The following is a 14,368-nucleotide window of genomic DNA, read 5'->3' as shown; positions in this document are numbered from 1 at the left end:
CCCATGCCTGCCGTTGAGCCTCTCCTGTAGTTGAGCTGACCGGCAGCTGGCACGACGTTGCTTACGGTGGCTGAAACCGTACGAGGCTCCGATTCCGGCTGATGTGGAGGTGAGTCATGCGTCAGGCGTCAGCCGACCTGCTGAACCCACAGGCACCACTGCGCCGCGAGGTGTTCGAAGCAGAGGCCCGCGCCGCTCCGGCGACGCACACGGCTTGGCGTGTCCTGATCGTCGACGCCCGCGCCGAGGACGCGGCACCGCTGGCGGAGGCACTGCGCCGGCACGGGCACCACGTGGAGCGTGCCCGCAACGGCTATGCCGCGCTCGAGACCTATGGCGAGGCGGACGTCGACATCGTGCTCCTCGATCCCGACCTGCCCGACGTCGACGGCCTTCAGGTGTGCCGTCAGCTGACCGCGGCCGGCCGCACCGCGGTCGTCGTGCTCAGCGACCGCGGCAGTGAACTCGACGTCGTGCTCGGCCTCCAGGCCGGCGCCGACGACTACCTGGTCAAACCCTGTGGGCTCAGAGAACTCCTGGCCCGTATCGAGGCCGTGATGCGCCGCGTGCAGCCCCGCATCGAACGCCGGGTGCTGTCGATCGGGGCGCTGCGCATCGACGCGGCGCTGCGCGAGGTCCGCCTCGGCGGCCGCACCATCGCGGTGACCCGCAAGGAGTTCGACCTGCTGTACCTGCTGGCCGCACGGCCCGAGACGGTCGTCACCCGCGAGCAGTTGCTGCGCGAAGTGTGGGCCGACTCCTGGTCCCGGCGCACCGTCGACACGCATGTGAGCAGCCTGCGCACCAAGCTCGGCTCCCGTGACTGGATCATCACCGTCCACGGGGTGGGTTTCCGGATCGGCCGGGCCTGAACGCCGGCGTTCCTCGCACTTTTTTGCATTCGGCACTTCCCATTCACACATCCATCGCCGCCTGTGCCCGAAGGCGTACGTCCCTGACGTACGCCTTTCCGGGTGCAGGGCAGCAAAGGTGAAATGTCTCGCCCACCGTCCACGGGGGATTCGAATGAACCGAATGAACCGACCAGAAATGACGTCCACCGCACCCCGCATCCGCTGCGAGGGCGACGACTGCCGTAAGAAAGCCGTCCAGGAGACCGAGCCCGCGGCGCCGCGGCTGCGCCTGTGCCGGGAGTGTCTGTACCTGTTCGTGGCGCGGCTGCGCCAACTGCCCGCCCTGCACGCCGAACTGGAGGAGGTTCTGGGGGGCCGCGCCACCGGTGAGGGGCAGGAGCGCACCAGCGGCGGGCCGGTGCCCTCGGGTCTGCCGTTCAACGCCGCGGCCGCCGATGTGCGGGCGGACATCACCGCCACCCTCAGCTCGTGGAGCGGCCTCGTCGTCGCCGAGCGCGGCGCGCCGACCCCGCAGCGCACGGTCACCGCCCTCGCCGCCCTCCTGGTACGGCACGCCGCCTGGCTCGCCGCCCACCCCGCCGTCGCCGACGCCACCCGCGAGGTGGCGCGCCTGGTCCGGGCCGCGCACCGGGTGGCGCACAGCGAGCCGCCGCGCCGGATGAGCCTGGGCCCCTGTGTGATGCCGGGCTGTCCGGGCCGCCTGGTCACCGAACTGCGGGGCCGTGACGTGGAGTCCGGACCCGGTATCCGGTGCGACGCCGACGGGGCGCACACCTGGCCGGGCCGGCTGTGGACCGAGCTGCGCCGTGCCATGCGGCGGGCGGGCGACGGCCCTGCGCAGGAGCGCTGGCTGACCGCCTCGGACGTGGCCCGGCTGTGGTCCACGCCGACCGGCACCGTCTACCGGCTGGCCAGCGAACAGCGCTGGCGCAGGCGGTCCACGGCCGGGCGGACGTACTACGCGGAGTCGGACGTCCACGAGTGCTTCGCGCGCCGTCGCGCCGCCGGCAGCGACGCCGGAATCTGACAGTCCGCCGCAGTCCCTTGAAGAATTTCTGACATGGATCTGCACGGATACGCGTTGTTATTCGGTCAGGGACCGAAGAAGCTGTAAGTGAGGATCCGGTGAACTGTCCGCACGGCGATGCGAATTCAAGAAATTCCCGCCCAGTGCGCTCCCGATTCCCTTTCCGCGCAGTCCACGAGATCGCGGAGTTCTTGTTCGGAAACGCATCCGGAATTTCCCCCAGGGAGAGAGCCCATGCACAGCACATTGATCGTGGCGCGGATGGACCCGGCGTCCATCGGTGATGTCGCCCGGATCTTCCAGGAGTTCGACGGCACCGAGATGCCGCACCTGATGGGCACACGGCGCCGTGAGCTGTTCGCCTACCGCGGCCTGTACTTCCACCTCCAGGACTTCGACGACGACCAGGGCGGCCGGCACATCGAACAGGCCAAGACCGACCCACGGTTCGTGCAGGTCAGCGACGACCTGAAGCCGTTCATCGAGGCCTACGACCCGGCGACCTGGCGCTCGCCGGCCGACGCGATGGCCACCCGCTTCTACCACTGGGATTCCTGATGGCGCGCCAGGTAGTGATCACCGGCATCGGTGTGGTGGCCCCCGGCGGTGTGGGCACCAAGGACTTCTGGAACCTGCTCAGCACCGGTCGCACCGCCACCCGCACCATCACCTCCTTCGACGCGACACCGTTCCGCTCACGGGTGGCCGCCGAGGTCGACTTCGACCCCGAACTGCACGGCCTGAGCCCGCAGGAGGTCCGGCGCATGGACCGCGCCGCCCAGTTCGCGGTCGTCACCACCGGCGAGGCCCTCACCGACAGCGGCCTTGCCCTGAGCGACCTCGACCCGCACCGCACGGGCGTCACCGTGGGCAGCGGCGTCGGCGCGACCATGGCCCTGGACCGCGAGTACCGCATCGTCTCCGACGGCGGCCGCCTCGACCTGGTCGACCACCGCTACGCGGTGCCGCACCTGTACGACTACTTCGTCCCGAGCTCCTTCGCCAGCGAAGTGGCCTGGAAGGTCGGCGCCGAGGGCCCCGCCGCCGTCGTCTCCACCGGCTGCACCTCGGGCCTGGACTCGGTGGGATACGCCACCGAGCTGATCCGCGAGGGCAGCGCCGACGTCATGTTCGCCGGCGCCGCGGCCGCCCCCATCTCGCCCATCACGGTGGCCTGCTTCGACGCCATCAAGGCGACCACCCCCCGCAACGACGACCCCGAGCACGCCTCCCGCCCCTTCGACCGGACCCGCAACGGCTTCGTCCTCGGTGAGGGCGCCGCCATGTTCGTCCTGGAGGAGCGCGAGCGCGCCGAGCGGCGCGGGGCGTACATCTACGCCGAGATCGCCGGCTTCGCGACCCGCTGCAACGCCTTCCACATGACCGGGCTGCGGCCCGACGGACTGGAGATGGCCGAGGCGATCCGGCTCGCGATGGACGAGGCGCGCATCAACCCCGAGCAGGTCGACTACATCAACGCCCACGGCTCGGGCACCAAGCAGAACGACCGGCACGAGACCGCGGCGTTCAAGCACAGCCTGGGCGCGCACGCCTACGAAACCCCGGTCAGCTCCATCAAGTCCATGGTCGGGCACTCGCTCGGCGCGATCGGCTCCCTGGAGATCGCCGCCTCGGTCCTCGCGATCGAGAACAACGTGGTGCCGCCGACGGCCAACCTCCACGAACCCGACCCCGAGTGCGACCTGGACTACGTGCCGGTGCACGCCCGTGAACAGCGCACCGACACGGTCCTGAGCGTGGGCAGCGGATTCGGCGGGTTCCAGAGCGCGATGGTGTTGCGGAGGGCGGCATGAAGACGACCGAATCCCTGAGCACGGCCACCGCCACCTTGGCCACGACCACCCGCGTCGTCGTCACCGGACTCGGCGTCACCGCCCCCAACGGCCTGGGCACCGAGGACTTCTGGAGCGCCACCGTCGAGGGCCGCAGCGGCATCGGCGAGATCCGGCGCTTCGACGCCTCCGGCTATCCGGCCCGCCTGTCCGGCGAGGTCCCCGGCTTCGTCGCCGAGGACCATCTGCCGGGCCGGCTGCTGCCGCAGACCGACCACATGACCCGCCTCGCGCTGGTCGCCGCCGACTGGGCCCTCGCGGACGCGGGCGTCACGCCCGGCGAGTGGGCGCCCTTCGACATGGGCGTGGTCACCGCCAGCTCCTCCGGCGGCTTCGAGTTCGGCCAGCGCGAACTGCAGGCGCTGTGGAGCAAGGGCGGCCAGTACGTCAGCGCGTACCAGTCCTTCGCCTGGTTCTACGCCGTCAACACCGGCCAGATCTCCATCCGGCACGGCATGCGCGGCCCCAGCGGCGTCGTCGTCTCCGACCAGGCCGGGGGCCTGGACGCCCTCGCGCAGGGCCGGCGGCAGATCCGCAAGGGCAGCAAGCTGATCGTCTCCGGTGGCGTCGACGGCTCGATCTGCCCGTGGGGGCATGTCGCGCAGCTCGCCGCCGGCCGCCTGTCCACCAGCGACGACCCCGGCCGCGCCTATCTGCCCTTCGACATCGAGGCGGCCGGCCATGTGCCGGGCGAGGGCGGCGCCCTGCTCATCCTCGAGGACGCCGAGGCGGCCCGGGAGCGCGGGGCCCGCGTGTACGGCGAGATCGCCGGATACGCGGCCACCTTCGACCCGCCGCCCGGCACCGGCCGCGAGCCGGGCCTGGAGCGGGCCATCCGCCAGGCACTCGCGGACGCCGGCACCGATGCCGGTGATGTCGACGTGGTGTTCGCGGACGCCGCCGCGATCCCCGAGCTCGACCGGGCCGAGGCGGACGCGGTGACCCAAGTCTTCGGCCCCGAAGCGGTCCCGGTGACCGCGCCCAAGACGATGACCGGACGCCTGCTGTCCGGCGCCGCCTCCCTGGACGTGGCCGCGGCCCTGCTGTCCATCCGGGACGGCGTGATCCCGCCCACCGCCCACGTCACCCCCGACCCGGCCTACCGCCTGGACCTGGTCACCGGCGAGGCGCGCAGTGCCCGGGTGGACACCGCGCTGGTCCTCGCCCGCGGCCACGGCGGCTTCAACTCCGCGATGGTCGTGCGCCGGAGCGGCTCGTGAACGCCGACCGGGCCCCGACACAGAAGGCTCAGACAACGTCAGAAGAGAGGGTGGCGCGTATGGCCAGCAAGGTGATGGCCAAGGGCCAGGCCAAGAGGTCCGACAACGTCCAGCACTGCGATGTCTTCATCCTGGGATCGGGCCTGGCCGGCTCGGTCGCGGGGGCGATCCTGGCCCGTCAGGGCACCAAGGTGGTCCTCGTGGACGCCGGGCAGCATCCGCGGTTCGCGGTCGGCGAGTCGATGACGCCGCAGCTCATCGAGTGGCTGCACATTCTCAAGTCGCGCTTCGACGTCCCCGAGCTCGGCCATCTGCTCAGCGCCAAGGCGGTCGCCGACAACATCGGCCCGCACCACGGCAAGAAGCAGAGCTTCGGGTTCATCAAGCACGAGGCGGGCCGGGAGCCGGACCCGGAGCAGGCGACGATGTTCGTCATCCCCAAGGTCCTCACCGACGCCAGCCATCTGTTCCGCCAGGACAGCGACCAGTACTACTTCAACGTCGCCGCCAAGTACGGCTGTGTCACCCGGCAGAACTGGTTCGCCACCGACCTCGACTTCGACGACGACGGCGTCACCATCACGGGCCGCAACGGCGAGGTGTTCCGGGCCAAGTACCTGATCGACGCGAGCGGCTTCCGCTCCCCGCTGGCGGAGAAGTTCGCCCTGCGTGAGCAGCCCGCCCGCTTCAAGCACCACGCCCGCTCGATGTTCACGCACTACATCGGCGTCAAGCCGTTCGACGACGTCTCGCACCACCCGGTCAGCAAGCGGCCGCCCGCCCAGTGGCACGGCGGCACCCTGCACCACCTCATCGAGCGCGGCTGGTTCTGGATCATCCCGTTCGACAACGTCAAGGGCTCCAAGAACCCGATGTGCTCGGTCGGCATCACCATGGACGAGCGCACCTACCCCAAGCCCACCGACCTCACGCCCGAGCAGGAGTGGCAGGGCTTCCTCGACAAGTACCCGGCGGTCAAGCGGCAGTTCGTGGGCGCCAAGCGGGTCCGTGAGTGGATCTCCACGGACCGCCTGCAGTACTCCTCCAGCCGGTCCATCGGCCCGCGCTGGTGCCTGATGTCGCACGCGGCCGGGTTCCTGGACCCGCTGTACTCGCGCGGCCTGTCCAACACCTTCGAGGTGGTGTACTCGCTGTGCACGCGCATCCTGGAGTCGGTCAAGGACGACGACTGGTCGGTGGAGCGGTTCGAGTACGTCGAGCAGCTGGAGCGCGGTCTGCTCCAGTACAACGACGACCTCGTCAACGCCTCCTACATCTCCTTCTCCCACTTCCGGCTGTGGAATGCGGTGTTCCGGGTGTGGGGCGGGTTCCTCACACCGGGCGTGATGCGGCTGCACCGGGCCCGCGTGCAGTACGAACTCGACGGGAACGAACAGCACCTCAAGGAGCTGGAGAACACCCCGTACCCGGGCCTGTGGTGGCCGCACGACGAGTTCAAGAAGATCCTCGAACTGACCGCCGAGGTGTGCGAGAAGTACGAGATCGGCGAGCTGGACGGGGACACCGCGGCGGACACGATCTTTACGGCGCTGCGTGAGTGCGAGGGCCTGAACCCGGTGTTCGGCTGGAAGGACGACGACTCCACGCGGTTCGTGTACCCGACCACCGCGATGGTCGCCAAGTTCATGAACTGGTCGCTGCGCAAGGCCCCCGAGGGCGAGATGCGCGACATCGCCCGCTCCCTGGTCAAGAGCGGCCTGCGCTCGGCTCTCCAGGGCAAGAAGGCGCTCTAAGGAAGGACGGCCATGTCCCAGACCACCGCACGACCCGAGGACGAGGCGGCGCTGTCCTCCTGGTCCGCCACCCGCCCCCAGATGGAGGACACCAACCCGCTGGTGCAGGCGTTCACCCGCTTCAACGTCTACCTGTACTCCAAGCCGCCGAACAAGTACGTCAAGAAGGTCAACAAGTCCTTCCTGCACCTGCATCTGTTCCTGTACCGCAAGTCCCGCGGAAAGATCATGGGGCACTTCGGGCGCCTCGACGCGATGCTGCTGACCACCACCGGCCGCAAGACGGGCCTCAAGCGCACCCTGCCGGTCGGCTACGTCTACGACAACGGCCGCTACATCGTGTGCGCCGCCCCCGGCCACTTCGACGTGCCCGGTGGCCCGCAGGCCAGCCACCCCGCCTGGTTCCACAACGTGCGCGCCACCCCGCAGGTGAGCGTGGACATCGGCCCCGAGCAGTTCCCGGCCACCGTGCGGATCCTCGCCGGCGACGAACGCGACCGCAGGTGGCGGGAGTTCTGCGAGGTCTTCCCCTTCATCGCCGAGTTCCAAAAGCGCGCCGCCCGCCCCATCCCGGTCCTGGAGATCACCCCCGACGACCTCGACCCGCAAGAGCTCTGAGCACCCCGCCACCAGGAAGGAAACAGATGAAGATCGAGGCGCTGGACCCGGCCACCCCCCTCATCAAGCAGTTCCAGGAGAAGAGCGGGCCGATCACACTCGTCAACGTCTTCGACGTGCCGGCCGAGCTGTACGACGAGTTCCTCAAGATCTGGCAGGAGGACGCCGCGTACATGAAGGGCAGCCCAGGCTGCATCCAGACCCAGCTGCACAAGGGCATCGCCGGCAGCCGCCTGCTGGTGAACGTGGCCGTATGGGAGTCCACCGAGGCCCTGTTCGCCGCCTTCAGCAAGCCGGAGTTCCAGCAGTCGGCGGCCAAGTACCCCGACGGCATCACGGCCTACCCGCACATCTACGAGAAGATCGCCGTCGAGGGCATCTGCGTCGCCTGACCGGCCGGCGGCACCCTGGTCGTCGTAGGGCCCACGTCGTACGACGACCAGGGCGCGGCCACCAACCGCGCCTGCCTCACTAGGAGTTCGCCGTGACGACCGGCACCGCACCGACCTCTGACCTGACCGGATGGAGCCGGCGCTCCTTCACCGCCGGTTCCGTCACCCACGACGTGTACGAGAAGGGGGCCGGGCCCGGGGTGATCCTCGTCCCGGAGATCCCCGGCATCACCCCCGAGGTGCTGGGCCTGGCCGAGCACCTGGTCAAGGAGGGGTTCACGGTCACGGTCCCCTCCCTGTTCGGCACCCCCGGCCGTGCGGACTCCCCGCCCTACACCCTGGGGGTGGTGGCCCGGCTGTGCGTGTCGGCCGAGTTCCGGGCCTTCGCCACGAACGCCCGCCGCCCCGTCGCGGACTATCTGCGGGCGCTCGCCCGTGATCTGGCCGCGCGCACCCCGGGCCCCGGCGTCGGCGTCATCGGCATGTGCTTCACCGGCGGGTTCGCGCTGGCCGCCGCCGTCGATCCCGCCGTCCTCGCCCCCGTCGTCAGCCAGCCCTCGGTGCCGTTCCCGACGAACCGCACCCGCAAGGCCGACGCCGGGCTCGCCGCCGAGGAGCTCGACGCCGTCGTGGCCCGCACGCGCGGCGAGGGACTGTGCGTGCTGGGTCTGCGTTTCAGCAAGGACGGCATCTCCCCGGCCGAGCGGTTCGGCACGCTCCGTGCCCGGCTCGGGGACGCCTTCGAGGTCATCGAACTCGACTCCGCTCCCGGCAACGCGGGCGGTTTCGCCAAGAGCGCCCACTCCGTGCTGACCGTCGAGGTGCGCGAGGCACCGGGCCACCAGGCCCTTACCGCCCGCACCCGGGTCGTCGCCTTCCTGCGGGAACGCCTCACCCCCACGGCCTGAATGTGACGTGCGTCTCACCGCCGCGCGTGCATGTCACACCCGGACCGGCACCGCCCTCTTGGGTGCACCGCCACACAACGTGAGCGCCTTAGACGCCGCGACAAGGAGAGGAACATGACTCAAGAACGGCAGACCAACCCGTGGGCGGTTCTGAGCGTCCTGTGCCTGGGGTTCGTGATGACCCTGGTCGACCTGACGATCGTGAACATCGCCATCCCGGACATGACCGACGACCTCGGTGCCTCGCTCGACAAGATCCTGTGGGTCGTCAACGCCTACACCCTGGTCCTCGCCACGCTGATCATCACCGCGGGGCGGCTGGGTGACATCCGGGGCAAGGGCAACCTCTTCCTGTCCGGCGTGGCCCTGTTCACCCTCGCCTCCCTGGCCTGCGGTCTGGCCCAGGACCCCTCCCAGCTGATCGCGTTCCGCGCGCTGCAGGGGGTGGGCGCGGCGATGCTGATGCCGCAGACCCTGTCGATCATCACCGACGTGTTCCCGCCGGAGAAGCGCGGCGCCGCCTACGGCGTGTGGGGCGCGGTCGCGGGTGTCTCCGGAGCGGTCGGCCCGACGCTCGGCGGTCTGCTGGTCACCCACCTGGACTGGCGGTGGGTGTTCTTCGTCAACATCCCGGTCGGCCTGCTGGTGCTGGTGCTCGGCTTCAAGCTCATCCCCAAGAACGTGCGGGTGGTCAAGCACCGCTTCGACCTGATGGGCGTGATCATCGCCTCGGGTGCGCTGTTCTGCCTGGCCTTCGGCCTCATCGAGGGTGAGCGCTACGAGTGGAACGGCTTCATCTGGACGCTGCTCGTCTCCGCCGCCGTCCTGATCGGCGCCTTCCTGATGTACGAGCGCGGCCAGCAGGACAACGAGCCGCTGCTGCCGTTCTCCCTGTTCAAGGACCGCAACTTCTCCGTCGTCAACCTCGTCGGCATCGCGGTGTCCTTCGGTGTCCTCGGCATCCTCCTGCCGACCACGATCTACCTGCAGTCCGTGCTGGGCTTCAGCCCGATCAAGACCGGCCTGGTCCTGGTGCCCCTCGCGCTCGGCTCGATGTTCACGGCCGGCCCGGCCGGCATCCTGGCGGAGAAGTTCGGCGGCAAGTACATCCTGACGGCGGGCCTGTCGATGTTCGGCATCGGCATCACCTGGATCTTCATGGTCGCCGACACCGACAGCTCCTGGACCGCGTTCGTCGGCCCGCTCTTCGTCGCCGGGCTCGGCGCCGGCTGCACCTTCGCCCCGATGGGCGCCGAAGTGATGCGCAACGTGCCGCCGCACCTGACCGGCGCCGCCTCCGGCGTCAACAACGCGCTGCGCCAGGTCGGCTCCGTGCTCGCCGGCGCCGTCATCGGCGCGGTGCTCCAGGCCAAGCTGGTCTCCGCGCTGCGCGAGGAGGCCGCCACCGCCGCCCAGTCGCTGCCCCAGGACTACCGGGCCGACTTCGTCTCCGGGTTCGCCGACGGCGCCCAGCAGGTCGAGGTCGGCACCCAGCAGAGCGCCTCGCTGCCGGCGGACGTACCGCAGGACGTCGCCCACACCATCCAGGAACTGGCCGGCAAGGTCTTCCACCAGGGCTTCGTCGACGCGCTCCAGCCCACCATGCTGGTGCCCGCCCTGACGATGTTCGCCGGCGCGGCCCTGTGCCTCGCCCTCAAGGGCGGGCCGACCCCCTCGGGCATGGGACACGGCGCGCCGCCCGCGCAGCCGGAGACCGCGCCCGCCAAGGACGCCACCGCCGCGCACTGACCGCACCACCGTCCGCGCCCCCGGCCCACAAGGGCCGGGGGCGCTTGTATTGGGACCGGACATGATCAGTCGAAGAACACTCCTCGGAGCCTCCGGCGGAGCCCTCGCGCTCGCCGCCCTCCACCCCTCCCCAGCCCGCGCAGCCGCTCCCTGGGAGCAGCTGCGCGGCCGTCTTTCGGGCACCCTCGTGCTGCCCGGCGAAGCCTCCTACGCCACTGCCAAACAGCTCGAACTCCAGCAGTTCGACACCATCGACCCGCAGGCCGTCGCGTACTGCGCGAGCGCGGCCGACGTCGCCCTGTGCCTGACGTTCGTGCAGGACAACGACCTGCCCGTCGCCATCCGCAGCGGCGGCCACAGCCTGGGCGGCTACTCCACCACCACCGGCCTGGTCGTCGACGTGTCCCGGCTGAACTCCATCAGCCTCACCGGCACTACGGCGACGTTCGGGCCCGGCGCCCAGAACGTCGACCTGCTGAACGCGCTGGCCCCCGCGGGGCTCGCCGTGGTCGGCGGCGCCGGCCCCACCGTCGCGGCCGGCGGCTTCCTCCAGGGCGGCGGCCTCGGCTTTTTGACCCGCCCGCTCGGCGTGGCCTGCGACGCCCTGACCTCCGCGACCGTCGTCCTGGCCGACGGCCGGATCGTGACCGCCGCACCGAACCGGCACAGCGATCTGTTCTGGGCGATACGCGGCGGTGGCGGCGGCAACTTCGGCGTCGTCACCTCGTACACCGCCACCGCCTCCGCCGTCACCGACGTGGCCACCGCGACGCTCGTCTTCGCCTACGACAAGGCGCTCGACATGCTCGACGGATACGCCCGCTGGCTGGTGGACGCCCCCCGCGCCATCGGCGGCGCCGCCGTGATCACGCTCCCCGACGCGGCGCCCGGCGCCACCCCGGTGCCCGCGATCCGGCTGGTCTCCACCGGCACGGCCGCCCAACTCGCCGACGAAGTGGGCCGGTTGCTCACCCTGACCGGGCCGCCCGCCTCCCGGGTGGACGCCGTCATGCCGCACCGCTCGCTGATGACGGGCGTCTACGGCTGCGCCACCAGGACCACCGAGCAGTGCCACCGGGCCGCCGACCTGCACCCCGAAGGGCAGCTGACCCGGCCCGCGTTCGGCCTCGAACGCAGCCGCATGTTCAAGACCCCCATGGCCCGCAACGGGTGGGCGGCGGCCCTCGCCGTGTTCGACGCGGACCGCCAAGCCGGCCAGATCCACCAGCTGCAGGTTCTCCCGGTGGGCGGAGCCGCCGCCGACCTCGCCCGCACGGCGACCGCGTACGTGCACCGCGACAGCCTCTACACCACCAACTACCTGGCCACCATCCCCAGTTCACCGACCGCCGAGGGCCGGGCGGCCGCCCGGCTGTGGGTGGACCGCGGGTTCGCCGCGATCGACCCCTACTCCAGCGGCGAGACCTACCAGAACTTCATCGACCCGGCCCTGAAGGACTGGAAGCGGTCCTACTACGCCGAGAACTACCCGCGGCTCGCCGCGACCAAGGCCCTCTACGACCCGTACGGCCTGTTCACGTACGCCCAGAGCATCCGCTGAGCCCCTCGCCGGGGCCTTCTTCCCCCAGGGGGCGCCCATGACCACGACACAGCCAGGCATCCTGCAACAGCGGGCCGACGGTCCCATCGACGGGAAGGTGCTGCGCAATGTGTGCGGCATGTTCGTGACCGGCGTGACCGTGATCACCAGCGGCAGCGGTTCGCAGGCGGCCGGCACCACCGTCAACTCCTTCACCTCGGTCTCCCTCGATCCGCCGCTGGTGCTGTTCTGCCTCCACAAGGCGTCCCGCCTGCGCGCGGTGGTGGAGGAGTCCGGTGCCTACACGGTGAACTTCCTCGCCGGCCGGCAAGAGCCGCTGGCCTGGGCGTTCGCGGGCAGGCACACCGCGAACCTGGACGGCGTCGACCACCACTACTCCACCGCCGGAGTGCCCGTGCTCAGCGGCGCCATGGCGTTCCTGTCCTGCCGCCTGGTCAACGCCGTCGAGGGCGGCGACCACACGATCTTCATCGGTAAGGTCGCCGAACTGGGCGTGTCCAGCGGCGAGTCGGAACCACTGATCTTCTTCCGCGGCTCCATGGGCTCCCTGGAGGCCGAACAGCGCGGTACCCACCCCATGTTCGACGTCTGACCCCGCACGCTAAAGGAGTTCCGGATGTCCGCCATCCAACGGCGACTGGCCCGCTTCAACCGCACCTTCGCCAACCGCTTCGTCGGCCCCGTCCTGACCCGGATGCCCGGGTTCGGCGCCGTCCTGCACGTGGGACGCAAGTCCGGGCGCGTCTACCGCACCCCGGTCAAGGTGTTCAAGCGCGACGGGAACTACGTCCTGTCGCTGCCGTACGGCCCCCAGTCCGACTGGGTGCGCAACACCATCGCCGGCGGCGGCTGCGAACTGCACACCCGGGGCAAGCTGATCCGCCTGGACCAGCCGCAGGTGTTCACCGACCCGCAGCAGTCCGTCGTACCGGCGCCGCTGCGGCCCCTGCTGCGCCGCTTCAAGGCCTTCGACTTCATCGAACTGCGCCCCGTCGATGCCGCCACGTCCACGACCGCGCCGGTCCGGCCATGACCGCCGCCCCCTGACAGGAGACCGCTGTGCCCCACTCCGAGTGGATCACCGTCACGGCGATCGGCGGCATCGCCCTGATCCTCGCCCTGGCGGCCGCCGTCACCGCGCTGTGCCGCCGTATCAAACAGCCCGCCGTCATCGGTGAGATCACCGTCGGCATCTGCCTGGGACCGAGCCTGCTCGGACTGTTCCCCGGCGACCTGCCCGACCGGCTCTTCCCCGCCGAGATACGCCCCCATCTGGGCGTCGTCTCCCAGGTGGGCCTGCTCCTGTTCATGTTCATCATCGGCTGGGAGTTCAACGGCAGCGCCCTCAAAGGCCGCTTCCGCTCCACCGGCACCATCTGGATCAGCTCGCTGGCGCTGCCCATGGCGCTCGGCGTCGGGCTCGCCTGGCTGATCTACGGCTCGCACGACGTGGTCAACGGAAAGACCGTGCCGTTCACCGAGTTCGCGCTCTATCTCGGCGTCGCGATGTCCATCACCGCCTTCCCGGTACTGGCCCGGATCATCGCCGAACAGGGTCTGCAGAAGACCCGCGCCGGCACCCTGGCCCTCGGGCTCGCGGCCGCGGACGACGTGCTCGCCTGGTGCATGCTGGCCGTCGTCGTCGCCCTGACCACCGCCACCGGCACCGCCGGATTCCTGACGGTGATGGCCTGGTCGGCGGTCTACCTGGTCGTCATGCTGTGGCTGGTACGCCCCGTCCTCGCCACGATCAGCGACCGGCTGCGCGTCACGCACACGCAGTACGTGCCGGTGCTCGTCGCCTCCGGCGTGTTCACCTCGGCGTTCGTCACCTCCCACATCGGCATCCACGCCATCTTCGGGGCGTTCATGTTCGGTCTGGTGATGCCCCGGCGTCACGACAGCCTGCTGCACCGGGTGGCGATGCCGCCCCTGGAGACCGTCGGCAAGCTGCTGCTTCCGGTGTTCTTCGTCGTCACCGGCCTGTCCGTGGACCTCACCACGCTCAGCGCGGGCGGTGTCCTGCAGACGGTGGCCATCATCGTGGTGGCCTGCCTCGGCAAGCTCGGTGGCGTCGCCCTGTCCGCCCGGCTGACGGGCATGGAGTGGCGGGACGCCACCGTGCTCGGGGTGCTGATGAACACCCGCGGTCTGACCGAACTGGTGCTGCTGAACGTGGGGTTGAGCCTCGGGCTGCTGACCGTGCAGCTGTTCTCCGCGATGGTGCTCATGGCCCTGGTCACCACCGGGATCGCGGCGCCCGTCCTCAACCGGCTGCTGCGGGACGACGACCGGGCGCCCCTGGTGGGGAGCGCAGTCGGCACTCCGGACGTCGCCGAGGTGGCCGTCGCACCGCGTGCCGGCGTCGCCGAAGCGGCCGCAGGTCGCGGGCGCGGCGCGCACTGACACCC

The 14,368-nt window shown here is 70.3% G+C and carries 14 protein-coding genes; all 14 read left to right on the top strand.

Annotated features, from left to right (window positions below; all coding sequences use genetic code 11):
* Positions 1-116: 116 nt before the first annotated feature.
* The 14 genes from QF037_RS49685 (at position 117) to QF037_RS49620 (ending at position 14,363) form a co-directional block, all read left to right on the top strand.
* Entirely contained in the window at positions 117-872 is a 756-nt protein-coding gene (locus QF037_RS49685; RefSeq protein ID WP_307038156.1) for a response regulator transcription factor, read from the top strand.
* A 163-nt stretch (positions 873-1,035) separates the two neighbouring features.
* Positions 1,036-1,902: a hypothetical protein gene (locus QF037_RS49680; RefSeq protein ID WP_307038154.1), complete on the top strand. Its 867-nt coding sequence runs from the start codon at positions 1,036-1,038 to the stop codon at positions 1,900-1,902.
* 234 nt (positions 1,903-2,136) lie between these two features.
* Positions 2,137-2,460 carry a TcmI family type II polyketide cyclase gene (locus tag QF037_RS49675; protein ID WP_307038152.1) on the top strand — a complete coding sequence of 108 codons (324 nt, stop codon included), beginning with the start codon at positions 2,137-2,139 and terminating at the stop codon, positions 2,458-2,460.
* Positions 2,460-3,716, top strand: coding sequence for a beta-ketoacyl-[acyl-carrier-protein] synthase family protein (locus QF037_RS49670; RefSeq protein WP_307038149.1), 1,257 nt, complete (start codon positions 2,460-2,462; stop codon positions 3,714-3,716). The genes QF037_RS49675 and QF037_RS49670 overlap by 1 nt, the downstream gene beginning before the upstream one ends.
* Positions 3,713-4,975: a ketosynthase chain-length factor gene (locus QF037_RS49665; RefSeq protein ID WP_307038147.1), complete on the top strand. Its 1,263-nt coding sequence runs from the start codon at positions 3,713-3,715 to the stop codon at positions 4,973-4,975. The genes QF037_RS49670 and QF037_RS49665 overlap by 4 nt, the downstream gene beginning before the upstream one ends.
* 59 nt (positions 4,976-5,034) lie before the next feature.
* Positions 5,035-6,729 carry an NAD(P)/FAD-dependent oxidoreductase gene (locus QF037_RS49660; RefSeq protein ID WP_307038145.1) on the top strand — a complete coding sequence of 565 codons (1,695 nt, stop codon included), beginning with the start codon at positions 5,035-5,037 and terminating at the stop codon, positions 6,727-6,729.
* A gap of 12 nt (positions 6,730-6,741) precedes the next feature.
* Positions 6,742-7,347, top strand: a complete 606-nt coding sequence (locus QF037_RS49655; RefSeq protein WP_307038144.1) for a nitroreductase/quinone reductase family protein — start codon at positions 6,742-6,744, stop codon at positions 7,345-7,347.
* 26 nt (positions 7,348-7,373) lie between these two features.
* A complete protein-coding gene (locus QF037_RS49650) occupies positions 7,374-7,739 on the top strand; it encodes an antibiotic biosynthesis monooxygenase family protein (protein WP_307038143.1) in 366 nt (121 codons plus the stop codon).
* A 92-nt stretch (positions 7,740-7,831) separates the two neighbouring features.
* Entirely contained in the window at positions 7,832-8,647 is an 816-nt protein-coding gene (locus tag QF037_RS49645) for a dienelactone hydrolase family protein (RefSeq protein ID WP_307038141.1), read from the top strand.
* Positions 8,648-8,761: 114 nt separating this feature from the next.
* Positions 8,762-10,396: an MFS transporter gene (locus QF037_RS49640; RefSeq protein ID WP_307038139.1), complete on the top strand. Its 1,635-nt coding sequence runs from the start codon at positions 8,762-8,764 to the stop codon at positions 10,394-10,396.
* Between the two features lie 61 nt (positions 10,397-10,457).
* Positions 10,458-11,957, top strand: a complete 1,500-nt coding sequence (locus tag QF037_RS49635; protein WP_307038137.1) for an FAD-binding oxidoreductase — start codon at positions 10,458-10,460, stop codon at positions 11,955-11,957.
* Between the two features lie 37 nt (positions 11,958-11,994).
* Positions 11,995-12,549: a flavin reductase family protein gene (locus QF037_RS49630; protein WP_307038135.1), complete on the top strand. Its 555-nt coding sequence runs from the start codon at positions 11,995-11,997 to the stop codon at positions 12,547-12,549.
* Between the two features lie 24 nt (positions 12,550-12,573).
* Complete coding sequence (locus QF037_RS49625; RefSeq protein WP_307038133.1) at positions 12,574-12,990, top strand: nitroreductase/quinone reductase family protein; 417 nt, start codon at positions 12,574-12,576, stop codon at positions 12,988-12,990.
* 26 nt (positions 12,991-13,016) lie between these two features.
* Positions 13,017-14,363: a cation:proton antiporter gene (locus tag QF037_RS49620; RefSeq protein WP_307038131.1), complete on the top strand. Its 1,347-nt coding sequence runs from the start codon at positions 13,017-13,019 to the stop codon at positions 14,361-14,363.
* The last annotated feature ends 5 nt before the right edge of the window (positions 14,364-14,368 follow it).

It is taken from the genome of Streptomyces canus (assembly GCF_030815415.1).
GTDB classification, from domain to species: Bacteria; Actinomycetota; Actinomycetes; order Streptomycetales; family Streptomycetaceae; genus Streptomyces; species Streptomyces canus_F.
The sequence above is the reverse complement of the archived record's forward strand: the minus strand, read 5'-3'. Positions and strand labels throughout refer to the sequence as shown.

Excerpts from the sequence above, each read along its gene's own strand:
- QF037_RS49685 (WP_307038156.1), top strand. The coding sequence starts at position 117 with ATGCGTCAGGCGTCAGCCGACCTGCTGAACCCACAGGCACCACTGCGC.
- QF037_RS49680 (WP_307038154.1), top strand. The coding sequence starts at position 1,036 with ATGAACCGACCAGAAATGACGTCCACCGCACCCCGCATCCGCTGCGAG.
- QF037_RS49675 (WP_307038152.1), top strand. The coding sequence starts at position 2,137 with ATGCACAGCACATTGATCGTGGCGCGGATGGACCCGGCGTCCATCGGT.
- QF037_RS49670 (WP_307038149.1), top strand. The coding sequence starts at position 2,460 with ATGGCGCGCCAGGTAGTGATCACCGGCATCGGTGTGGTGGCCCCCGGC.
- QF037_RS49665 (WP_307038147.1), top strand. The coding sequence starts at position 3,713 with ATGAAGACGACCGAATCCCTGAGCACGGCCACCGCCACCTTGGCCACG.
- QF037_RS49660 (WP_307038145.1), top strand. The coding sequence starts at position 5,035 with ATGGCCAGCAAGGTGATGGCCAAGGGCCAGGCCAAGAGGTCCGACAAC.
- QF037_RS49655 (WP_307038144.1), top strand. The coding sequence starts at position 6,742 with ATGTCCCAGACCACCGCACGACCCGAGGACGAGGCGGCGCTGTCCTCC.
- QF037_RS49650 (WP_307038143.1), top strand. The coding sequence starts at position 7,374 with ATGAAGATCGAGGCGCTGGACCCGGCCACCCCCCTCATCAAGCAGTTC.
- QF037_RS49640 (WP_307038139.1), top strand. The coding sequence starts at position 8,762 with ATGACTCAAGAACGGCAGACCAACCCGTGGGCGGTTCTGAGCGTCCTG.
- QF037_RS49635 (WP_307038137.1), top strand. The coding sequence starts at position 10,458 with ATGATCAGTCGAAGAACACTCCTCGGAGCCTCCGGCGGAGCCCTCGCG.
- QF037_RS49630 (WP_307038135.1), top strand. The coding sequence starts at position 11,995 with ATGACCACGACACAGCCAGGCATCCTGCAACAGCGGGCCGACGGTCCC.
- QF037_RS49625 (WP_307038133.1), top strand. The coding sequence starts at position 12,574 with ATGTCCGCCATCCAACGGCGACTGGCCCGCTTCAACCGCACCTTCGCC.